At 42.3% G+C, this 22,937-nt stretch carries 22 protein-coding genes; 5 read left to right on the forward strand and 17 right to left on the reverse strand.

The genetic code is table 11. From position 1 onward, the window contains the following. Nucleotides 1–81: 81 nt before the first annotated feature. A complete protein-coding gene (locus T546_RS0105270; protein WP_026890724.1) occupies nucleotides 82–1,830 on the reverse strand; it encodes an ABC transporter ATP-binding protein in 1,749 nt (582 codons plus the stop codon). A 1-nt stretch (nucleotide 1,831) separates the two neighbouring features. Continuing rightward, nucleotides 1,832–3,562 (reverse strand): ABC transporter ATP-binding protein, encoded by a 1,731-nt coding sequence (locus T546_RS0105275; protein WP_026890725.1) that lies wholly within the window; start codon nucleotides 3,560–3,562, stop codon nucleotides 1,832–1,834. Between the two features lie 122 nt (nucleotides 3,563–3,684). On the opposite strand from T546_RS0105275, the gene T546_RS0105280 reads away from it, so the two are divergent. After that, nucleotides 3,685–4,569: a LysR family transcriptional regulator gene (locus T546_RS0105280; RefSeq protein ID WP_026890726.1), complete on the forward strand. Its 885-nt coding sequence runs from the start codon at nucleotides 3,685–3,687 to the stop codon at nucleotides 4,567–4,569. On the opposite strand, the gene T546_RS0105285 is transcribed toward T546_RS0105280, so the two are convergent. After that, nucleotides 4,566–5,459: an SPL family radical SAM protein gene (locus T546_RS0105285; protein ID WP_026890727.1), complete on the reverse strand. Its 894-nt coding sequence runs from the start codon at nucleotides 5,457–5,459 to the stop codon at nucleotides 4,566–4,568. The genes T546_RS0105280 and T546_RS0105285 overlap by 4 nt on opposite strands. Before the next feature lie 191 nt (nucleotides 5,460–5,650). Here T546_RS0105285 and T546_RS0105290 point away from each other — a divergent pair, with 191 nt between their 5' ends. Next, complete coding sequence (locus tag T546_RS0105290; protein WP_026890728.1) at nucleotides 5,651–6,487, forward strand: YihY/virulence factor BrkB family protein; 837 nt, start codon at nucleotides 5,651–5,653, stop codon at nucleotides 6,485–6,487. A 50-nt stretch (nucleotides 6,488–6,537) separates the two neighbouring features. On the opposite strand, the gene cysK is transcribed toward T546_RS0105290, so the two are convergent. The 5 genes from cysK to T546_RS0105320 all read right to left on the reverse strand — a co-directional run bounded on the left by cysK (nucleotide 6,538) and on the right by T546_RS0105320 (nucleotide 10,951). After that, entirely contained in the window at nucleotides 6,538–7,467 is a 930-nt protein-coding gene (cysK, locus tag T546_RS0105295; RefSeq protein WP_026890729.1) for a cysteine synthase A, read from the reverse strand. 40 nt (nucleotides 7,468–7,507) lie between these two features. After that, the gene (locus tag T546_RS0105300; RefSeq protein WP_026890730.1) at nucleotides 7,508–9,004 is read right to left on the reverse strand and encodes a carboxypeptidase M32; all 1,497 of its coding nucleotides are present in this window, start codon (nucleotides 9,002–9,004) and stop codon (nucleotides 7,508–7,510) included. A gap of 80 nt (nucleotides 9,005–9,084) precedes the next feature. Beyond that, entirely contained in the window at nucleotides 9,085–10,161 is a 1,077-nt protein-coding gene (locus T546_RS0105310) for a 5'-3' exonuclease (RefSeq protein WP_026890731.1), read from the reverse strand. 34 nt (nucleotides 10,162–10,195) lie between these two features. After that, nucleotides 10,196–10,429 (reverse strand): hypothetical protein, encoded by a 234-nt coding sequence (locus T546_RS0105315; RefSeq protein WP_026890732.1) that lies wholly within the window; start codon nucleotides 10,427–10,429, stop codon nucleotides 10,196–10,198. A gap of 24 nt (nucleotides 10,430–10,453) precedes the next feature. Next, nucleotides 10,454–10,951, reverse strand: a complete 498-nt coding sequence (locus T546_RS0105320) for a macro domain-containing protein (RefSeq protein WP_024836116.1) — start codon at nucleotides 10,949–10,951, stop codon at nucleotides 10,454–10,456. A gap of 183 nt (nucleotides 10,952–11,134) precedes the next feature. On the opposite strand from T546_RS0105320, the gene T546_RS0105325 reads away from it, so the two are divergent. Beyond that, a complete protein-coding gene (locus T546_RS0105325) occupies nucleotides 11,135–11,956 on the forward strand; it encodes a chemotaxis protein CheW (RefSeq protein WP_026890733.1) in 822 nt (273 codons plus the stop codon). A 70-nt stretch (nucleotides 11,957–12,026) separates the two neighbouring features. Here T546_RS0105325 and T546_RS0105330 read toward each other — a convergent pair whose 3' ends face one another. From T546_RS0105330 to ruvA, 7 genes are all read right to left on the reverse strand, one after another. After that, the gene (locus T546_RS0105330; RefSeq protein WP_002603763.1) at nucleotides 12,027–12,479 is read right to left on the reverse strand and encodes an NUDIX hydrolase; all 453 of its coding nucleotides are present in this window, start codon (nucleotides 12,477–12,479) and stop codon (nucleotides 12,027–12,029) included. A gap of 136 nt (nucleotides 12,480–12,615) precedes the next feature. Continuing rightward, on the reverse strand, nucleotides 12,616–14,040 hold the full coding sequence (locus tag T546_RS0105335; protein ID WP_242842188.1) for a peptidoglycan D,D-transpeptidase FtsI family protein: 1,425 nt from the start codon (nucleotides 14,038–14,040) through the stop codon (nucleotides 12,616–12,618). Further along, entirely contained in the window at nucleotides 14,030–15,349 is a 1,320-nt protein-coding gene (locus T546_RS0105340) for an FtsW/RodA/SpoVE family cell cycle protein (RefSeq protein ID WP_026890735.1), read from the reverse strand. Before T546_RS0105340 ends, T546_RS0105335 begins: the two co-directional genes overlap by 11 nt. Before the next feature lie 7 nt (nucleotides 15,350–15,356). Then, a complete protein-coding gene (locus T546_RS0105345) occupies nucleotides 15,357–17,489 on the reverse strand; it encodes a U32 family peptidase (RefSeq protein WP_084326194.1) in 2,133 nt (710 codons plus the stop codon). A gap of 120 nt (nucleotides 17,490–17,609) precedes the next feature. Beyond that, nucleotides 17,610–17,957 carry a cell division protein ZapA gene (locus T546_RS22870; RefSeq protein WP_024836121.1) on the reverse strand — a complete coding sequence of 116 codons (348 nt, stop codon included), beginning with the start codon at nucleotides 17,955–17,957 and terminating at the stop codon, nucleotides 17,610–17,612. Between the two features lie 81 nt (nucleotides 17,958–18,038). Further along, on the reverse strand, nucleotides 18,039–19,037 hold the full coding sequence (ruvB, locus tag T546_RS0105355; RefSeq protein ID WP_026890737.1) for a Holliday junction branch migration DNA helicase RuvB: 999 nt from the start codon (nucleotides 19,035–19,037) through the stop codon (nucleotides 18,039–18,041). Nucleotides 19,038–19,057: 20 nt separating this feature from the next. Next, a complete protein-coding gene (ruvA, locus tag T546_RS0105360; RefSeq protein ID WP_026890738.1) occupies nucleotides 19,058–19,663 on the reverse strand; it encodes a Holliday junction branch migration protein RuvA in 606 nt (201 codons plus the stop codon). A gap of 162 nt (nucleotides 19,664–19,825) precedes the next feature. Between ruvA and T546_RS0105365 the strand changes: the two genes are divergently transcribed. Further along, complete coding sequence (locus tag T546_RS0105365; RefSeq protein WP_026890739.1) at nucleotides 19,826–20,920, forward strand: ribonuclease H-like domain-containing protein; 1,095 nt, start codon at nucleotides 19,826–19,828, stop codon at nucleotides 20,918–20,920. Nucleotide 20,921: 1 nt separating this feature from the next. On the opposite strand, the gene T546_RS0105370 is transcribed toward T546_RS0105365, so the two are convergent. Both T546_RS0105370 and T546_RS0105375 read right to left on the reverse strand, forming a co-directional pair. Next, entirely contained in the window at nucleotides 20,922–21,731 is an 810-nt protein-coding gene (locus T546_RS0105370; protein WP_026890740.1) for an AraC family transcriptional regulator, read from the reverse strand. Nucleotides 21,732–21,931: 200 nt separating this feature from the next. Next, nucleotides 21,932–22,477, reverse strand: a complete 546-nt coding sequence (locus T546_RS0105375; protein ID WP_026890741.1) for a DUF5662 family protein — start codon at nucleotides 22,475–22,477, stop codon at nucleotides 21,932–21,934. Between the two features lie 213 nt (nucleotides 22,478–22,690). On the opposite strand from T546_RS0105375, the gene T546_RS0105380 reads away from it, so the two are divergent. Continuing rightward, nucleotides 22,691–22,888 carry a cold-shock protein gene (locus tag T546_RS0105380; RefSeq protein ID WP_024836127.1) on the forward strand — a complete coding sequence of 66 codons (198 nt, stop codon included), beginning with the start codon at nucleotides 22,691–22,693 and terminating at the stop codon, nucleotides 22,886–22,888. Nucleotides 22,889–22,937 lie beyond the last annotated feature (49 nt).

A 22,937-nucleotide genomic window follows, 5' to 3' on the forward strand; every position in this document is an offset into this window, starting at 1 on the left:
ATAATATAAGAAAAGACGCCAAAAAGCAACATCATTACCCACTTTTTGGCATCTTTTCATTATTTATTTACTTATTTCTTGTTATGACACAGCGAATTGGCTGTTATAAAGCTGGGCATAAAAACCATTTTGAGAAAGCAGATCTTCATGGGTTCCCTGTTCAATGATATGACCATCTTTCATGACTAAAATTACATCCGCTTCCCGGATGGTTGATAAACGGTGAGCAACGATAAAGCTGGTTCTTCCCTCCATCATTTTTGCAAATGCCTTCTGAATCTTTATCTCGGTTCTTGTATCAATGGAGGAGGTCGCTTCATCAAGAATAAGCATAGGCGGAAGGCACAGCATGACCCTGGCAATGCATAAAAGCTGCTTTTGTCCCTGAGATAAGTTTCCTCCATCTTCAGAAATTACAGTATCATATCCATTAGGCATACGCTCGATAAAACTGTGGGAATGAGCTTCCTTGGATGCCAGTATAATCTCTTCATCGGAGGCATCCGGTTTTCCATATGCAATGTTTTCCCGTATGGTTCCTGATTTCAGCCAGGTTTCCTGAAGTACCATGCCGTAATTTGACCTCAGGCTTTCTCTTGTCAGGTGTCTGATATCCGTGCCATCCACCTGAATGGAGCCGGAATCTACATCGTAAAAACGCATGAGCAGATTGATAACGGTACTTTTACCGCAGCCGGTAGGTCCTACAATGGCTACTCTCTGTCCTGGTCTCACCAGAAGATTCATATCCTGGATCAGAGTAACCTTAGGATTGTAAGAGAAATCAACGTGATTAAGATGAATCTCGCCAGTTGCGTTGGTCAGAACTTTTGCATCCGGATCATCCGGCACCTGTGGTTTTTCATCGATCAGCTCAAACACTCTGGCTGCAGATGCCAGTGCATTCTGAAGCTCCGTGATAACTCCCGATATTTCATTGAATGGCTTTGTGTACTGATTTGCATAGTTTAAAAAGCTGGTCAGCTGTCCAACCGTTAAAAGGCCGTTAATGGCGGCAAATGCACCGGATATTCCTACACAGGCATAAACAAGACTGTTTACGAATCGAGTGGACGGATTGGTAATGGAAGAGAAAAAGGTGGCTTTTAATCCCCATACCCGAAGCTCTTCATTAATGCTCTCAAACTTTTCCTGGGCTTCTTTTTCATGTCCAAAGGCCTGAACTACCTTTTGATTTCCCATCATCTCCTCTACAAGAGAAGTAAGCTCACCCCTGGTCCTTGACTGCATTTGAAACAGATGATACGTTTTCTTGGCGATGAAGCTGGCCACGAATAGGGATACAGGAGTGACCACAACTACGACTGCTGCTATGACAGAATTGATGTAAAACATAAATATCAGCGTTCCTATTATGGTAAGAACACCCGTAAACAGCTGGGTAAATCCCATCAACAGACCATCTGAGAACTGATCAATGTCCGCAATGATTCTGCTGATAATATCCCCATGAGAATGAGAATCAATATATTTCAGAGGAAGCATCTCCAGCTTATTAAATGCCTGAGTTCTAATGTCTTTGACAACCCGGTAAGTGATCCAGTTATTGATATGACTCATTAACCACTGGGCAATGGCAGTTAAGAGTATTACAATTCCCATTTGTTTCAGAATCACCCACATCCTTTGAAAATCCACATCTCCAGCTCCAACAATACAGTCTATGGCCTGACCGATGAGAATCGGAATGTATAGAGTCAATAACACGGTAAGCAGGGCACAGAATAAAGAAGCTGAGACTCCCCATTTATATCGGCTGATGCAATCCAGCACACGTTTTATGGTAGAACTATGTTTTTTAATTCCCATATTACTGTGCCTCCTTTTCTGATAACTGTGATAAGCAGATTTCACGGTAAACGCCGCAGGAATCAAGGAGTTCTTTATGGGATCCAAAACCAGCCATAATTCCATCGTCAAGTACTACTATTTTATCTGCATTTTTTATGGTTGCCGCACGCTGCGATACGATAAATACCGTCATATCCTTAGTACCTTCTTTTATTGCTTTCCTAAGCTTTGCATCCGTAGCAAAGTCCAGTGCAGATGCACTGTCATCCATTATAAGAATCTGTGGATTTTTAACAAGTGCCCTGGCAATGGTGAGCCTTTGTCTTTGGCCCCCTGACAGGTTTTTACCTCCAGCCTGAATCATGAATTCCAGACCTTCTCCCTTTTCTTCTACAAATTCTCTTGCCTGGGCAATGGTAAGAGCACGATATATTTCTTCATCCGTTGCATCTTTTTTGCCCCACTGCATATTTTCACGAATAGAGCCTCTAAACAGGACTGATTTCTGCGGAACAACACCCACCAGTTCTCTTAGCTGCCCTAGCGGATACTCTCTCACATCAGTTCCGCTGATTTTCACATCCCCCTCTGAAACATCATAAAATCTTGGAATGAGATTCACTAAAGTGGTTTTTCCCGATCCAGTACCTCCGATGATTCCAATGGTCTCACCCTTACCTGCCTGGAAGGAGATATTTTTAAGTGCCGGTGCTTTTGCTCCCTCATAGGTAAAGTTCATGGAATCAAAGGAAACCATAGCTTCCTCTGGTTTTTCTTTTACATTGGCATGAACGGTCTCCACAATACCTGGCTTTTTATTGAACACAGATGTTACACGGTTTGCACAGGCAAGGGCTTTTGAGATAGTAATAATGAGGTTTGCCAGCTTAACAAGCTCTACCAGAATCTGAGACATATAATTGACAAGAGCCACTACCTGTCCCTGGCTTATGATGCCCTGCTCAACCTTTCCAGCTCCTGCATGAATGAGAATAATAATAGCTATATTAATGATCACGTAAGTAAGCGGGTTCATCAAAGCAGATATTTTTCCTACATGGACCTGGAACTTCACAAACAGACTGTTTTCCTCATCAAAGCGGTTGATTTCATCCCTTTGCCGGTTAAAAGCTCTGATGACCCGGACACCCAGCAAATTTTCCCTTGCGGTTAGAAGGACCTGATCCAGCTGCTTTTGAACCTTTTTATAAAGGGGCATACTGAAGTACATAATCCCGAATATGACCACCGATAATATGGGAATAGTAATTACAAAGATCAAGGCTGCCTGAAAATTAATGGTAAATGCCATGACCATGGCACCAAATACAACAAAAGGCGATCGTAAGAATAATCGGAGAAACATATTGATACCTGATTGAATCTGATTGGCATCACTGGTCATTCTTGTAATAAGAGTAGCTGTTCCTATGGTATCAATTTCGCGATAAGAGAGCTTATTGATATGGGCAAATAAATCATTTCTTAATGCCGTACCAAAGCCAGCCGCTGCCTTAGCAGCAAAATACTGGGCCGTTATGGAACAAACAAGACCAATGATACCAAGTAGTACCAAAAGGCCTCCCATTTTCAGAATGTAAGATGAATCCTGAGACTTTATGCCCACATCAATGACCTTTGCCATGACCAGAGGCACCAAGAGCTCAAAGCTTGCTTCCAGAAGCTTAAATAACGGCCCCAGAGTGCTTTCCAGCTTATATTTTTTGAGATACTTCAGGAGTTCCTTCATATTAAATCCTCCGCTTTTGAAAACTTATATTTTTTTGGAATACTATATTGTATTATTATATCAGTTTGGTATAATAATACAAGTACAAATAGTAATATATTATGAAATAAAGGATGTGCCAAATGTATCCACTTAATTCAAAACAGTTATATTATTTTATAACCATCGCGGAAACAGGAAGTTTTACCGATGCAGCAAAAAAACTGGGACTCTCCCAGCCACCACTTAGCAAGCAGATCATGCTTCTTGAAGAGGACCTTGGCATAAAGCTGTTTGAACGGGGGTCGAGAAAGACAGAACTGACGGAAGCAGGAAGCTTTCTCTATTCCCGTGCAAAGGACATCCTTAATATGATGGAAGACGTTACAAAAGAACTTATTAATTTTCCTTCCTCTGCAAAGGGGATATTAAAATTGGGGACCATCTCATCTTCCGGAATTATATTGCAGGATTTTTTAAAGACTTTCTGCAGCTCTCATCCTAATGTAAGGTTTGAGATCACAGAGGGGAACACCTATGAATTAATGGAAAAAATGAGAAATGGAATCATTGAATGTGCCATTATCAGAACTCCCTTCCATTCGGAGGGATTTGCATGCGAATACGGGAAGAATGAACCTCTTATGGCGGCTGGAATCCCTGCCTTTTTCTCCGAAATTCCATCTGAGAAGATAAAATTAACAGAGCTTTCCGGAAAGCCGCTCATTTATTACCGACGCTTTGATGCCATAATTTCCACGGCATTTCAAAATATTGGTATAGAGCCTCACATCTTTTGCCGTAATGACGATGCCAGGACCTGCCTCCAGTGGGCCGAATCCGGTCTTGGCATCGCTCTTGTGCCAAGATCCATCTGTCAGGCGGAAAAGGGTTCTAATTTGGCACTTTGTGAAATTGACTCTCCGGATACGGTCACGAGAATTGCAGCTGTATATAAAAAAAATGGCTATGTCTCAAACATAGCCAGGGAATTTGTTGCTTGCTTCGGCAAGGAGATTTCCAGTTAGTCAAAAAGACTTAGCTGGGTAATCTCGTAATTCTTTTTATAGGAATGAATGATATCAGGCATCTTATATAAAATACCAAACCGTTCGCACTCCTTTGTAAAAACAGCCCAGAGTTTTTTTACATGGGGGCTTGTGCACCCATAGCTGTTTCCGTAACGCCTGATATAGCTGGCAACCAGGTCCTGTTCCGGGAACTGCTCCTTTAAACGGTCAAAAAACCACTCCCGCTGATTGTTGCGAAGAGTTACTCCAAAGGACGGATAGATGAAATTCGCGCCGGTTTCATGAGCCGCATTAACAATGGATCGTATGTTTTCTTCATTGTCTTCCAAAAACGGAAGGAGCGGCATCATTAGAATTCCGGTAAAGATACCATTTTTTCTTAAAGCATCTATTAGCTCCAGGCGTTCAGAGGGCAGCGATACATGGGGCTCTATCTTTTTTGCCAGATGATTGTCCGTTGTGGTCACCGTGACTTTACAAATCACGGGAGAATGCTCTTTAATTCCCAAAAGCACGTCCATATCCCGCTTCAGCAACGCACTTTTGGTTGCCACTGCTGCTCCGAAACCAAATGCATCGATTAGTTCCAGGGCATGCCTCGTAAGCTCTGATTCCTTTTCAAAAGGATTATAAGGATCGCTCATAGCACCGGTGCCCACAACACCCTTTTTTACTTTTCGTCTCAATTCGTCCCGTATGATCAAAAGGGCATTTTCTTTCACCCGGACCTTGTCAAACTGGTCGATTCCGTAACAGTCAGACCGGCTATCACAATAGATACAGCCATGACAGCAGCCTCTGTAAATATTCATATTGTAATCGATTCCAAACCAATCTGCACTGCTCTTGGTTTTCGTCACGATTGTTTTTGCAGGAACGTATTCCATGAGTCATTTCCCTCTCTCTGATCATAAAAAACATATTTCATTCATTCTATAAGTACAGGCATCTTTTGTCAATTCCACGGAATAAATTTCTCTCAAATACTTTAAAAAGAGGTGCCTTGATATTTTTTTTGTCCCATGCTAATATGCTTATACAAGTAACTCTGATACGGGTTCCTTTGAAAGGAGATTTTATGATTCGTTTTCTTTTGCGCTGTAAGGAAATAAATGATAAATATAACAGAGATGAAATGACCGTGTACGCCGCCCAGGCTTCCTTCTTTTCCATCATCGCTGCATTTCCCTTTTTGATGCTTTTACTAGCATTGGTCCAGTTTATACCTCCCATTACAAAAGCCAACCTTTTGCAGCTGGTGATTACCGTAGTTCCAAACACACTGGAAATGAACAGCGTAATTGTAAATGTGATTGACGATTTATATACCACCACTCCGGTGGCTGTACTTTCTGTCTCTGCTTTAGCCGCCTTATGGTCATCATCCCGGGGAATGTTAAGCATTGAAAAAGGGTTAAACCGGGTGTTTGGACAGCAGAAAAAAAGAGGTTATCTTATGACCCGTATCATATGCACTGGCTATACCATCGTTTTTATGATTATCTGCATCTTGTCCCTGGTGCTTTTGGTTCTTGGTAATTCCATTCAGAATTTCCTATATCGTCACTTTCCCCTAATTGGCGAGATTACGCAATATATTATCACCTTCCGGTCCATGCTGATTCTTATTCTGACCGTATGCTTTGCACTGGTCTATACCTATGTTCCGTCCAAAAAACAACATTTTTTAAGACAGTTCCCTGGTGCGATATTTTCCACTGTGGGCTGGATATCGTTCTCATTTATTTTTTCTATCTATTTTAATAATTTCGGCAACTTTTCCGTAACGTATGGAGGACTTACAGCGATTGTACTGTTAATGCTGTGGCTTTATACTTGTATATGCATTCTCTTCTTTGGTGCAGAAATAAATTATTTTTATTCAGAGTATCGGGAAGGCCGTAAAAAAGCGTAAGAAAAACCAGGGTCGAACAACCACCCTGGTTTTAAATTTGTCCGATTCAATTAACTAAAGAGAGGTGTTGATAAGTAACGGTCACCTGTATCAGGTAATATCACAACGATTCTCTTTCCTGCATTCTCAGGCTGCTTTGCCAGCTTAGCAGCTGCCCATACGGCAGCTGCAGAGGAGATTCCCACCAGGATTCCCTCCAGCTTTGCAATATCCTTTCCTGTGGCATAGGCATCTGAATTTTCCACAGTTATAATCTCATCATAAATCTCTGTATTTAATATAGAAGGAACAAATCCAGCTCCAATTCCCTGAATGCCATGAGGACCTGGATTACCGCCGGATAGCACTGGAGATCCTGCTGGCTCAACTCCCACGATTCTAATCTCCGGATTCTGGCTCTTTAGATACTCTCCGGCTCCGGTTATGGTTCCACCTGTTCCAATACCAGCAACAAAAATGTCCACCTTACCATCGGTATCCCGCCAGATCTCCGGACCAGTTGTTTCCCGATGGGCTTTTACATTGGACTGATTGTCAAACTGCCCCAGTATCACAGAATTTGGAATTTCTTTTTGTAATTCCTCTGCTTTTGCAATGGCACCCTTCATTCCTTTGGTTCCTTCGGTCAGAACAATTTCTGCACCATATGCTTTTAATAGATTTCTCCGCTCTACGCTCATGGTCTCAGGCATGGTAAGGATGGCACGATAGCCTTTAGCGGCCGCAATGCTGGCGATTCCAATTCCGGTATTGCCTGATGTGGGTTCGATGATCGTTGCTCCTGGCTTTAAAATTCCATTCTTCTCTGCATCATCAATCATAAAGAAAGCCGCCCGGTCCTTGACGCTGCCAGCAGGATTAAAATACTCCAGCTTCGCAAGTAAAACCGCTGATAGCTTATAATTCTTTTGGAAATTACAAAATTCAACCAATGGAGTGTTGCCGATTAATTCCAGTGCACTTTTTTTAATATTTTCCATGATATCCCCCTCCTTTTTTCAATACCTGACTGATAAGAACTTATGACAGTTCGTACAGCTTGCTGTATTTTTCCTTCAGATACCGTATAAAATATTCAGGGTTAAAGTCTTCCCCTGTTACATCTTTTAAAATCTCACGGCTGGTTTTCATCTTACCGAACTGATGCACATTCTCCTTCAGATAATTGCGGATTACATCTATTCTCTCAGTTCTAAGTAATTCATCAAAATCCATTTCCTTCTGCATATGGTAGTAAAGCTGTGCACCAAACGCATTTCCCAGGGCATAAGATGGGAAATATCCAAACATTCCCTGAGACCAATGGATGTCCTGAAGAATTCCTTCTGATGGATTTTCCGGTCTGACTCCTAAATATTCCTCGTATTTATCCGCCCATAGCTCTGGAAGCTTTTCTAAATCAATATCCTCTTCCACAATCATCTTTTCTATTTCATAACGAATCATAATATGGAGACTATAGGTAAGCTCGTCAGCCTCTGTACGGATAAAGCTTGGCTCTACCTTATTAATTGCTTCCACGAACTGTGTAAGCGGAATCTTTTTCAGTTTATCCGGGTATAACTCTACCAGCTTTCCATAAATCGGCTCCCAGAACGCTTCCTTCCGTCCGATGATATTTTCAAAGAACCTGGACTGGGATTCATGAACGCCCATAGAGGTTCCCTGTCCTACCGGTGTCTGGGTGATATCATCTCTGATTCCCAGCTCATAAAGCCCGTGGCCGGCTTCATGTATCACAGAGAACATGGAGCTGTCCATCTTATCATGATAGCTGGTAGTAATTCTTACATCGTGGTTGTGAAGGTTTGTGGTAAATGGATGGGCGCTTTCTGACAGAACCCCCTTATGAAAATCAAATCCAACATATTCTGCAAGAAATTCTGCCATCTCCTTCTGTTTCTCTACTGGATATCCACCAGACAGGAAGGAGTTATCAATTTCTTTTCCATTTTCCTTGATTTCTTTTAAAAGGGGTACGATTCCTTCTTTTAGCTGACTGAAGAATTCATCCAGAAGCTCTGAATTAAAATCCTTCTCATGTTCATTCAGCATTACATCATAAAGCTTCTGATCATCTTTTTTACGATAGGAAGCAAATTTCTTTTTAAAGGAAATGACTTTTTCAAGGATAGGTGCAAAGGAATCAAAATCTTCGCTTTTTTTGGCCTTTGTCCAGACTCTGACTGCATCTGCCACCAGCTGAGCGTTCTCCCTGTATTCCTCAGAGGGAACACAGATCAAATCCTCTCTTGCTTCTCTCGCCCCTTTTACGATTGCCTGCTCCACATCGGAGAGGCCCTCTTCTTTTTCACAGGCTTCAATGGCTTTCCCCATCTCATCCCCTGTGATAATACGATAATATTCTTCCGATAAAACACCAATCACCCGATTGGTATAAGAACCGGCATCTTCCGGTGCCAAAGTTTCATTATCCCACTCAAAAAGCACAAGTGCTGTTTGTAAAGCCATGGTTCTCTCCAAGAGAGAGGTTAACACTTCATAAGTTTTTTTCATAATTACGTTCTCCTTCATAAATATAAGGCATATTCTTTATGAGTGTGTCCAAAGGGTCAGAAAAAATACTTTTTAAGATTTTACATTCCTGCTCCAAAAATGGAAGCCTCTTTAATATCAAGCTTCGCCAACCACTGACGGACCTTATCTTCTTCATAAGAATCGGAAGAAAATGAGGCAAGGGAAAGGTCAATAGGAATGTCGGTTTTCATCGTTGCCAAAGCTTTTGACATGAGAGCCGCCTTTTCTCCGCATAATTCTTCCTCGCTGGTCTTAGTCAGAGCTTTATATGGAGAGCGTGAGATTCCAAGCTCATTTTTCCAAAAATCCTGTAATTCTTTTAGACGCTTTTTATCTTCTTCCACTTCATGAATCGCCCGGTAAATTTCCTCTACCGTTCCATATTCACGAAGAAGCAAGGGAGCTGCACTGCTGACACCTTTCACTCCGGGAATATTATCTGATGAATCTCCCTGAATGCCTTTTAAATCCGCAATCTGCTCTGGTCTCACTCCTTCTTCGTAGAAGACAGTATCAGACGTATATTCAAATACCTTCTCCGGAAGATTTACATCCTCTTTTTTTATGCGATAGAAGGAATAATACTTTTTATAAAGTTCATCTGCTTTTTCCTGGCGTGACTGCACCATCCAGGCACGGACATTGTGCTCGTCATTCACCAGCTGAAGGTAATCGTGGTCCTTCGTAAGAACGACCATTGGGATCTCTTCTCTGAACTTCATGACCAGACTTCCGGCATAATCATCTGCTTCATACCGATCACAGCAAAGAACCTGAAAACCTACATCCTCAAGAATCTGCTCCATCAGAACAAATTGATGTTTCAGTGGCTCTGGTGTCACGCCTCTTGTTCCTTTGTATTCTGAATACATCTCCCTGCGGAAGGTATCCCTGGTCTTATCAAATACAAAAGCGATGTGGTCCGGCTGCTGTTTTTTCATCAGAGAGACTATCATCTTAAGCATACCGAAAATGGCGTTGGTATAAGTGCCATCTTTCGCATGAAGGATCTTGTCATAATGTCTCTGCTTTTCTTCTTCTGTCTTTGCAAACATGATTTCTCTTGGCAAGACTGCATAATAGCAGGTGGACAGCATGGAAGAGCCGTCAATTACCACAAATTTTCTTTCTGACATGTAATTCTCCATTCTTTCCTGATGTTATTTATGATCAGGTAAAATATTGCTGTAAATCTGTTTCACTTCTGGCACCCAGACGTTTCATGATTTCCTTACGCTCCTGACCAGACAGTCCCTTCCAAAGCTTTTGCACACGAGGGTCTGAAAAACCAATATAGGGAACGCCATTCACATCACATTCGTAGGATGATAAGTAATGATTGAGCGCACTCCACTCTACGTAAAAGGTATTAATGCTGCGGCTCAAAGAGCTTACTTTTGCCATGTTCTTTCCTCCCGGATAAAACCTTTATTTCACTGTTTCATGATTCCAAATCTGAACTTCACCTTCATAGCCTTCAAAGACCTGCTCAAGGATCCCTTTCACTGTTTCCCAGTCGCCTCCGGCATTGCCGCATCCAATCTTATATGGAAACGCTACTTTCTCCTGTTTCTTTCTTACGTCCAGGAAATCACGAATCTCCTGAAACGCTTTTTCCAGAGCTTTATAATCCGTATAGAGGCCGTTTTTCCCATAATCATCCTGTCCATAAAGATTGGCAATGAGAAACCACCGGTCATCTTTTTCCACCAGCTGAGCCGAAACGCGGCCAAGAAGCTCCGCGGTTCTTCCTCCCGCCTGTTCCTGCCACTGTTTTGTTAATATCTTATAAGTCTTCTCTACCTCTGGAAACAATTTTTTTATCTGCCCATTCAGTCCTTTTTCGAATACCCCCCGACAATTTACCTGATGGCAGATCACATCTGCATCAGAAGTAAAAATATCTCCTTCGTAGTACTTTATCATTCTATTCCCTCCAAACAATGAGATCCAATATCCAGTAACATTATACCCTGATTTTCCAGTTATTCATAGTCTTATCATAAAGTTTTAATATATAATTTTCCGTAAAAGAGATTGAACTATATGACAATACGTTCTATAATGAAGAAGTATTAATACAAAAGAAAAAGGTAAGGTGCTATTAAAATGGAAAATGAGATCAAATGTCCATACATCATATTTAAACTATCCGGGTCTCTTTACTGTATTGACAGCAGATATGTATCTACAATTGTACAGCTTCCAGAGTACAATACGATTCCTGCTGCACCAGCCAATGTAACCGGCATGTTCAAATACAGAGACCAGGTCATCCAGATGCTGGATTTGCGAATCACCTTTGGGATGAAATCCATTTTCAGCGAATTCAGTGAATTTGAACAGATGATTGATGCAAGAAAACAGGATCATATCAACTGGGTTCGTGAATTTGAGCGCTACATAACAGAAGGCGGTGTATTTACACTTGCCAAAGACTCCCATCAATGCGCTCTTGGCAGATGGTACGACCGATTTTCTACGGACAACCAATCTGTAATGTCTCATCTTCGTAAGATGGAAGAGCCTCATGAAAAGCTTCACCATTCCGCGTTTGAAGCAGAAGATTGCATGAAAAATCTTGAAGGTGAAGAGCTTAAGCTTCAATTAGATCAAATATTAAAGATGGCAAAAGAAACTTACATGCCTGAGATCTTAGCACTATTGGATCAATCAAAGGAAGTATTCCGGTCATCCCTTTTTAAAGAGATGGTTCTTATTCTTGACAATACCAGCTGGGGAATCGTAGTGGATGAAATTGTAGCAGTTGAGGATCTCGAGATAATTGCGGACAGAAAGCAGGATCCAATGATCAACCGCTCCTCATTTATTTACAATGTTATGGAAAGCAGCAAACGGGAAGGACTGATTTTCGAACTGAGTACCGAGAGTCTCATTACGAAGTTAGAAGAACTGGAAACAACGTTCTAATGGATATCTCTTATATATTTGCAGAGAGCCGAAAAAGTCATAACGACTTCTCCGGCTCTTTGCATTCCGTTCAGAAATATTTTTTATTGCCCCAAAGGTTACTCTTCTTCAGATCCAGATATTCATTATAAGCCTTCTCCAGAATCTGCTTTTCATTGGAAAATTTCAGAAGATGATACGCTTCATGGAACTTGTAATATCCTGAATCAATAAAGTATTCTTCCCGCTGTGGTTTACTGTAATAGCTGTCGGCCATCATCAGATACCAGTGTACATCCTTCTCCACCATATCCTGGGGTGTGTTAAAAGAGTACTGGCTCTTGCCGATGTACTTGATAATAGACGCACTGACCCCTGTCTCTTCCTTCACTTCACGGAGCGCTGTCTCTTTATACTCTTCACCCGCTTCTACTGTTCCCTTTGGCAAAACCCAACCTTCATACTTGTTTTTGTAATTCTTATATAAAACCAGAATTTTACCTCGAAAAATAACCACACCGCCACAACTCGTTGCTTCTATCATTGCAATTCCTCCAGAGTGAACCGGATATTTATAACAAACTCCGATTTTGGTGTGTCTCACAGACTGGCTATAGTATACCTCTTTTTCACCTCTTATGCAAGTCTGTAATCATCAAAACCATATATCATATCTTGCATCATCTGGAAAAATATAAGTCAAAAAGAGCTCTGGCAATGGGTGCGGCTGCCTGTCCGCCGGAACCGCCTTCCTCTACAATTACGCTGACAACTACTTTCGGGTGCTCCACGGGTGCGAATCCGATGAACCACGCGTGTGTCTCTTTCGCTTTTTCGAATTCTGCAGAACCTGTTTTTCCTGCTACCGTATAGGATTTGGTACGAAGAGCAGAGCCGGTTCCGTCTGTCACCACGGCCTTCATATATTCGGTCAATGCCGCCGATTCCTCTGCGGTCATTAAATTTCCGTAGGACTGAGGCATGAACTTCTTTACAACATCTCCTCCCACGCTTTCCACGCGGTCAATCAAATAAGGCTTCATAAGCGTACCACCGTTTGCTATGGCGGCAGTCATCATGGCATTGTGAATGGGAGTGATCTGGGTCTGGCCCTGACCGATGGAGGTCTGAAGAATCTGCCAGGTTTCTGCTCCGCTTTCCATAGAATAAGAGCTTTTACTGTAGGGAATGGACAGGGGCAGTTCTTTATTAAACAATAGCTGTTCCGAGGTATTCTTTAAGCTATTTAAATTCAGGGAAAGACCCAGGTTTGAAAAGGCACCGTTACAGGAATTGGCAAATGCCTGAATCAGATTCTGGTGCCCATGTGCCGTTCCATGGTAACACTTAATGGAATATTCTCCATTTTTATATACCCCGTTACAATCAAAGGTATAATCTCCGTAGTTAGAGGGATTTTCCCTCATATATTCCAGAGCTGTTACCACCTTAAAGGTAGAACCAGGCGGATACAGCCCCTGAGTAGCTCGGTTTAGCAGCTGACCAGAGGTATTCTCCTCCGCTACCAGATGATTCCAGTCTGCCAGCAGAGTGTTTGGATTATAATCCGGCTTTGATACCATGGCAAGAATCTTTCCTGTATCCGGCTCCATGACGACCACAGCTCCGTTTCTCTTACCCAGTGCATCATAAGCAGCCTTCTGGAGATCGAGATCAAGGGTAGTGACTACATTATCTCCCTTATTCTTCACAGAAGACAGTTCGTTAAAGACCTGTTCCAGCATATTTACATGGCTGGTAAGCAGGTAAAAGTTAGAAAGAGCCTCAAGTCCTGTCTTTCCATTGGTGGAGTATCCCACAACATGAGAAAAGAGAGAATCATAAGGATAAAATCTAGATTCATTTCCTTCCCCATCTACATTGGTCTGGGCCAGTACTCTTCCATCACTGCTTCGTATCTCACCTCTGACCACCCGGTCAGCAAAGCTGTCAAGTCTTGCATTATAGGAATTGTTGATCACAGCATCACTTTTCGCAAAAAGAAAGTAACCGTAATAAGCGGAAAGCCCTGCAAACAGGAGTACAATTCCATAGGTGAGTATGAGCATATGACGATTTGCTTTTGGATTTGGATTACTCTTCATCTTCTTCCTCTTCATTGCGTTTCAAAATATAAAGTCCTTGCATGATACCAAAGATAATAAATGTACTTAAAATGGAGCTTCCTCCATAGCTGACAAGGGGCAGTGTCACTCCTGTGGAGGGGATAAACTTTGTCACTCCGCCCACAGTCAAAAACACCTGGAAAATATAGATCGTTCCCAATCCAAATGCAATCAGCTTATAAAACACTGCCTGCATCTTACTGGCGATCATCATAAACTGCAAAAAGCATCCAAGACAGATTAGCAGGATGCATAAGGCAAATACAGCCCCCAGCTCTTCGGATATGGCAGAGAAAATAAAATCCTTTTCCACTACAGGAATTTTTCTTGGCATTCCCCGATAAAGCCCCATACCGAACCAGCCACCGGTTCCAATTGCAAAAAGAGACTGGGTAATCTGATAACCTTTTCCCGCTATGTCAGACCAGGGATTCAGCCATGCCATGACCCTTGTCCGAACGTGGCCAAATATCTGGTAAGCCAGCAGGGATGCCACTGAACCGCCTCCGATTCCAGCCAGAAGATAGAGCCATTTTCCAGTGGCAACAAAAAGCATGAACACATATGCCACAAAGAAAATCAAGGCGCTTCCCAGATCCTTTGAAATAACAAGAATCAAAACATGAATAGAGGCTACTGCTGACACAGTCATCACGGTCTTGAAATCGGTAGACCGGTAAAACATTGTGGCAATAAAAAATACATAGCTTATTTTTACAAACTCTGAGGGCTGGATAGAAAAGTCTCCCACCCCAAGAGAGAGCTGGGCTCCAAAGCTGCTGGTACCGGCGATGCATACAATACCCAGAAGAATAATTCCTCCGATGCCGTAAATCCAGGGAATCCTGCTTAACTGCCATACCCGGTCTATGACAAACGGAATGATCCAGGTGATCACCGCTGCCGCCACGACAATTACAAACTGCTTCATCGCCCGGTCAAAGGAAAGCCTGGTGAGCATGATAAAGCCCACAGCCAGAAGCATGCACATATTGTTTACCAAAAGCCTGGATACATTTCTGTAAAACAACCGGTACAAAAATAGATATACCAAAAAGAACAAAACCTGAGCCAGATAAAATACCAGTATTCTCTCATCCTTTGTTTCAAACCAAGTGATAACATAAGCAAGCAAATGAATCAGAAACATGGAGAAATTCTGGCGCCTGCAGATTTTCTTTTTTTTGTATTCGTCCTTTGCAGAAAAAATATGAAAATTAAAAAATGTATACAGTGCGATCAATAGTATCATCAGATATCTTGACACATCAATTATTAGATTAATCATATATCACCTACTCTACGCCGCGCTTAAAATGACCTCGTGTAAATTCTTCAAAAGGAAGCTCTCGTTTTTCTCCCCGATAAAATTCTCCCAAATAATACTGGATCACTGCCTTTGTCTGCTCCTTATCTTCGGTTGTAAACTGAAGTCTCAAAGAAGACGGAGCCAGTGACTTAATTCCCTCGCCAAAACCATGGAGAGATACTGGAGCAGAATTATAAATCGTATTATAGCAGAAGGTACAATGGTTTCTGACAGGAAACTCTTTTCCCATACGATCTTTCATCATAAGAACTCCTGGAATTTTATCACATTGCTCCACACCCTGATGGATACACTGTGCCGTTACCATCATGGGCAATCGTCCGTATACCAGAAGCTCTCCCGGAACACTTAGCTTTCCCAGTTCCCGGTTGTTTAATTCTACCGGCCAGGTAAGCTCGTCGGCTCCTAAATCTGAATATAACTCCTGAGCCCGGTTGTTCATCCCATACATGCCAAAATCAAAAATCAGCTTTCCGTCGATGTCTTTTTGCTTCAAATATGCGACTTCTTCCAGGGAACGAATGAGGAAACCGTCAAAAGAAGCCTCTTTAAGCTCTTTCGTATACTTATCTAAGAACTGCTCTGCTCTTGTCCTGAAAATATGGGGCATAGTAAGCATGCATTCTTTCCCGTTCTTATGACACAGCTCAACATAAGACTTCCAGCGTTCCGGTTCAAATTCAGCTGCATCGATATAGATGCGGCTTACCCGCGGACTATTGGCAGCGGTTTCCAGACAATCCGGCCGTTCCAGGGATACTGTCAGCTTACAATCCTCTCCTGACTTTAGATCAGCCTTCATTGTTCCTTCTTTTTTTACAGCCGCTTTCCGGTCTTCCCTTCTATACTGGCTTAATATCGCTTTTTCTATCTCCTCCAGACCTCTTCTTCGAAGATCATTTAGGGACTGAACAGGAAGAAAGCAATTTCCTGTCAAATGAATCTCAAGGTTCTCAAAATAGAAAGGCGTATTTCCTGTCTTATCAAGCTGTTTTCTTATCTTTTCCTCTGTCATCGGCTGATTCTGGGCCTTTTGAACCAGATCGCCGGTAACCGTAACCTCATGTCCGCAGGCTTCCAGTAAAAGACATGCTGCCTGTCCTTCTTCTAAAAAGGCTTGTCCATGAACCGCTTCTTTGACCTGCTTTTCCACATAATTTTCATCCAGGTAATCAAACAATGCCTGATTGCCTTCCCGGAAGGACGGTTTCTCTTTCCATACCACCATGTCCCGTCCATTATGCTTTTTGTAATATCCATCGGTCTGGCCGCCCCGGTCAAATAAGTCCAAAAGCGCCTTTCGGTCTTCCTCTTTGATGTGGTAGCCTTCCCGTCCCCGGCTCAAATATAGGTCCGTATATTTACGGTAAATGCTTACGACTCCAGCAGTATACCTGGGGCTCTTCATTCTGCCTTCAATTTTCATAGAATAAACACCCGCTTCAATCATATCGGGAATTATATCCAGAGTGCTTAAATCCTTAAGGCTTAAAACGTAACGGTCTTCCTTTTTTCCAATGACCTTTCCGTCTTTTTTTACTTCATAAGGCAGACGGCAGGTCTGGGCGCATCTTCCTCTGTTGCCGCTACGGCCACCGATTAAGCTGCTGAAAAGACACTGGCCCGAATAGCAGTAGCAAAGAGCTCCGTGAACAAAGCTTTCAATCTCAACATCCACATTGTCATGAATCTGTTTGATTTCCCGCAGAGATATCTCCCTGGCAGTGACCACTCTCTCGGCTCCCAGACTTTTTAAGATACCGGCGCCATATGCTCCTGTGGTGCTCATCTGTGTGCTTGCATGAATGGCAAGACCCGGGAAATTCTCCTTGATAAAAGAAAACACCCCCATATCCTGAACAATCGCCGCATCTAGTCCCTGTCTGTAATAAGGAAGAAGATAATCAAATAAATCTCCCATCTCCTGTTCCTTCATGAGTGTATTGACCGTCAAATAGAGCTTTCTTCCGTGTAGATGAACATAGTCGATTGCCTCTAAAAGCTTGTCTTCTTCCGGATTCTGCGCAAACGCTCTCGCTCCAAACCGACTTCCCCCCATATATACAGCATCAGCCCCTGCTGCAACTGCTGCTTTCATGCTTTCAAACGATCCTGCCGGAGCTAGGATCTCAACTGCTTTTTTCACATATGCCTCCTGTTTGCCTCTATTGATGAAAGAGAGGATGTCATGGCAGCGCCATAAAACATCCCCTCGTAATTATTCCTTCTTTGCCCCTGAAAGTTCGTGCTTTGCTGCTTCAAGCTTCATCTGAGTCGCCACCAGCTCATGCTTTAAGCTGTAGGTCTCCTTCTCCATCTCTGCCTTTTGCTGTTCCAGTCTGGCAATCTGCTCTCTGGCTTTAAAATAATCATCTGCCATATTAAGCTCTATCATGACATTCTGGTACTCTGCACTTTGCTTTGTAAATCCCTCCTGGCGTTTTAACGTCAGGATCATCTCATTGATATAGCTTGCCAGGCGCTGAATGTATCCCTCTTCTTCACTTCCGGCTAATGTATATATTTTGCCATCTATTAAAACTTCTGTATTGTGTTTGGAATCCATGTTTTTTCTCCTGTTATCATTTGCTCTTTCTTTACTATATCACACTTTATAAAGTTAGGAAAGTTCTAAAATTCAGGCAGGTCATGGTTCCAGTGTGATTCCAAGATGCGCATAAGCACGTTCCGTTGCTACCCGTCCCCTAGAGGTACGGTTTAAAAACCCATTCATTAAAAGGTAGGGTTCGTATACATCTTCCAGCGTGCCTGCATCTTCCCCTAAAGCCGCTGCAAGTGTATCAAGGCCCACCGGGCCTCCTGAAAACTTCTCAATCATTGTGGTTAAGATGGCACGGTCATTGTAATCCAGTCCAAACTTATCCACATCCAGAATATCAAGGGCAAAATCAGCCACCTCTTTGGTAATCACACCATCATACTTTACCTGGGCAAAATCCCGGACCCTCTTTAGAAGGCGGTTTGCAAGTCTGGGAGTTCCTCTGGAACGCTTGGCGATCTCCGCTGCTCCCTCTTCCTCGATCTCAACATTAAGAACTCTGGCAGAACGGCAGACAATGACCTTTAGCTCCTGAGGTGAATAAAACTCCAGCTTTTGAACCACGCCGAATCGGTCCCTAAGCGGTGCTGTTAAAAGCCCGGCTCTCGTCGTTGCTCCTACCAGAGTAAACCTTGGCAGATCCAGTCTTATGGATCTCGCTGCGGAATCTTTTCCCAGCATGATATCAATGGCAAAATCCTCCATAGCAGGGTATAACACCTCTTCCACCTGCCGGTTCAACCGGTGAATCTCATCTACGAACAGCACATCGCCTTCCTGGAGATTATTTAAAATAGCTGCGATTTCTCCTGGCTTTTCAATGGCCGGACCTGAGGTGACCTTCATATTGACCCCCATCTCATTGGCAATGATGCCGGAGAGAGTGGTCTTACCAAGACCAGGAGGGCCGTAGAATAATACGTGATCTAAGGATTCCCCTCTGGCTTTAGCAGCCTCAATATATACTTTCAGATTGTTTCGGATTTTTTCCTGTCCAATATATTCATTCAGACTTCCAGGCCTTAAGTTCGGCTCAATCTGCTTGTCTTCTTCCGTTATCTCTGTGGTTATAATTCTTCGTTCCATCTTATACTTTACCCGTCATTTTATAGAAAAGCCAAATGTTTTAATGATGCCTTAAGCACATCTTCTGCTGTCATGGATTCTGTTAGTTCCACTTTTTTCACGGCTCGTCCCGCTTCCGAAGCCGTATAGCCAAGAGCCGTAAGGGCTTCTATGGCTTCTCCAGCCACTCCGCCAAGGGATGCAGAATCATTCACGGTTTCAGCAAACACCGGTAACACATCTGCCATATCCACCTTGTCCTTTAAATCAAGGATAATTCTCTGAGCCGTCTTCGCTCCCACACCTGGTGCCTTGGAAATCGCCTTGGCATCTCCGCACACAATGGCTCTTCTTAAATCATCAGGAGACAGTGCTGAGAGTACTCCTAAGGCTCCCTTAGGCCCAATTCCGTTGACGCTTATGAGCTGCTTGAACATCTGCAGATCCTGGCGGCTTAAAAAACCGTATAAGCACATCGCATCCTCTCTTACCTGAAAATATGTATAAAGCTTAACTTCTTTGCCGATTCCAGGCAGTCTTTGAAGTACGGATACTGGAACGTGTACTTCATAGCCCATGTTCCCGCATTCTATCACTACCGTATCCTCAAACAACTCCACAAGCGGTCCTTTTACATAAGATATCAAATCTGTCTGTCTCCTTTTGGCTCCTGTATTCGTAATTAGTGGTTTTATCATAGCATAAGGTCTGTTGTTATGCAAGGGTATCATCGAACAAATATTCTGTTTTCGTTGACGGACAGGCGGCATTCCGCTATAATATTGGTGAAAGAAAGGACGGCATTATTTATGATTACCCTACATAAAACCATAGAATTTCAGGAGACTTATCCGCTTGAGAGAATCGGCAGGAAAGAGGAACTTCTGTTTTTTGATATAGAAACAACCGGTTTTTCTGGAGAATACTCCACCCTATATTTGATTGGCTGCGTCTATTATGAGAATGGCTGCTGGAATTTAATTCAGTGGTTCGCTGATACTCTGGAAGCGGAGCAGGAGCTCCTACACACCTTTTTTGAGTTTTTAAAAGGCTTTTCCAAAGTGATTCATTTTAATGGGGATGGCTTTGATCTGCCATACCTGTTAAAGCGCTGCCGGGCCTACGGACTGCCTTATGATTTTTCTCACGTAGACAGCTTTGATATATATAGGAAGATACGCCCTTACCGGGAGCTCCTTGGGCTGTCCAGCATGAAGCAAAAAGCAATCGAAGCTTTTTTAAAGATTCAGCGAGACGACCTTTATTCCGGGGGACAGCTGATTGAGGTATACAAAGATTATTTAATGACCCATGAATCATTTTTATTTGATCTGCTGATTCTTCATAATGAGGATGATTTAAAGGGAATGCCCCTGATTCTTCCCATATTAAGCTATCCGGATTTTCTGGAACATGAATTTCATCTGGAGAACCAGGAGCTTATCAGCCAGCCGGATATCTTTGGGCGGGAGCATAAGTCTCTTAAACTGGTCTGTAAAAATGGTTTTTCTGTACCAACAGGCTTTTCGAAATCCAACTCTGTATTCAGCCTGGAGGCAGAAGGAGAACTACTAAGTATTACCGTGGACTTATTTGAAGGAGAACTAAAGTATTTTTATCCGGATTATAAAAATTACTATTATCTGATTTACGAGGACAAAGCCATACATAAAAGCGTTGCTGAGTACGTTGATAAAGAGGCCAGAAAAAAGGCAACTGCCAAAACCTGTTATACCCGCCAGACAGGTCTTTATCTTCCTCAATTTTCGCCCTTATGGTCCCCATGTCTTCAGATGGAGCACAAAGATAAGATTACCTACGTTCCTTTCCACATAAATCTGCTTCAGGATGAACAAAAGTCCAGACTTTATATCAGCCACGTATTAGATGCCCTCGGCCGGTAGATTATATCATCCCCTGCATGCTTCTATAAGCTCTTGGTGCAACGCCTTTTATCTTCTTAAATGCATCTCCAAAGTAATTTCCATCTCCAAATCCGCATTCCACAGCAATCTCTGTGATGGATTTGGAGGTGTTCAAAAGAAGTTCCGAAGCCTCCCGAATTCTGATATTTGTTAAATATTCCTTGTATCCAAACCCAGTGACTGCCTTGAATTTCCTGGAGAAATAAGCGGGGCTCATATGGATTCTGTCTGCCACCTCTTCCAGCGTGATCTGGCTGGAATAATGATTGTAAATATATTCTGCCGCTTCTTCAATGGCTTTCTCTGCTACTCCAAGCTTCACTGGCTCCGGTTTTGTCTCCTGGCATCTTGATAAGAAAACAAGGAATTCGTACAGGTAATTATGCATCATAAAAACGGAATACCCATCCTGACCTGCCGCCTCATACTCCATTTTCTTAATCAGTTCTTCTGCAAAGGCTTGTCTTCCTGCCGGTAGGGAGACCTTGGAACTTCGAAATACATAATCCGTCAATTCATTCCCACATTGTTTTATAAAAGGCTCTAAGTATTCTCTGTCAAAGCTTAACGTGATCCGTTCATTGACTGGACTGGAGTAATGGGTCGTCCGGTGGATTTCACCTGGAGCAATCAGTATCAGATCCCCAGGCTCAATGTAATAGAGTGTATGATTGATAATGATTCTACAATGTCCTGATACCAGATAGAACAGTTCATAACCTGGGTGCCAGTGACTGGCAGCCATATTAAATTCAAAGGAACGCTTTGTCCTGCTAATAATAAATTCCATATTCCTTTATGCTCCTGTTAAACAACCTTTCCTTTGTGTAAATGAACAAATTATCTGTAGAATTTATGGATTCTGACAGATAATTCGTAGTTTTCCTTCTTAAATCACGTTATAATATAGAGGAAAAGAAGTTATGATTATGACTGTAAGCACTCTTTCTCTTTCCTCTTGCAGCATGCTCCATATCTTCTTTTTTTCTGCTAATACGTTCCCTTTTTTAACAGTGCTCTCATATAAGAAAAGGCTTTTTCTTCCCCTTCCTCTTTTAACATAAAAAGAATGGTCTCAAGAAGCTGATCTGTTTCAGGGTGAATGACGGTGTAGGGTTTTGTCAGCATATAATAATCCCAGGCTGCTCCGTTTGTATAGTTCTTTCCTTTGTAGGTTTTGCAGGCAGCAATCCGGTCCATCACCATCTCTATTACATACTTTAGGGGCATTTTATGACCTACAAGTCCTTTGGAGGGATCACTGGAAAAATCAATCCAGTATTCGTCGTGATGTTTATTGCGTCCCTTATGGTGAAGCCATGCTTCGGAATATCCTTTTTCCTCTCGTTCCGCCGCATTGGGACTTCGGTTTCCCTGATAATATTTTACTCCTGCAAAGAATTCCTGCGGGCTGTATTTGGATAAATCATGAAGAAGTCCCTGCTTGAAAAGTCCTACGCGAAAGCAGTTTTTCATGACTCTTATTTTATGCGAAGTTATGGTACAAAAATGTCCCCAAAAATTACTCATTTTCATTGTCTTTCCCTCTCATCCTATGTCGCAATCTTTCCCCATTTTACCACAATTTTCAACGCTTTTTCTACTTATTTTTACCCTAATTATATTTTTGAGATTTCTTGTTTTTTAAGGTGGAAAATGTTTGACACTTTCCCCGTTTTATGCTATTCTTAGGGAAGTTACAGATATCCTGTAGCAGTACAATTTTTAATTCATTTTGGAGGTATCATAGTGAAAGGTACAGTTAAGTGGTTTAATAACCAAAAAGGTTACGGATTCATTTCCGACGAACAGGGTAACGATGTTTTTGTTCATTACTCAGGTCTTAGCATGGATGGCTTCAAGTCTTTAGAAGAAGGCGCCGCTGTTGAGTTTGATGTAGTTGACGGAGCGAAAGGGCCACAGGCTACTAACGTTATCAAATTATAATCATTGACTCATCAGTGTACCTTTTTTCAACATAAAGGAAGAAGTTATA

The sequence above is a fragment of the [Clostridium] aerotolerans DSM 5434 genome, from assembly GCF_000687555.1.
GTDB lineage: Bacteria > Bacillota > Clostridia > Lachnospirales > Lachnospiraceae > Lacrimispora > Lacrimispora aerotolerans.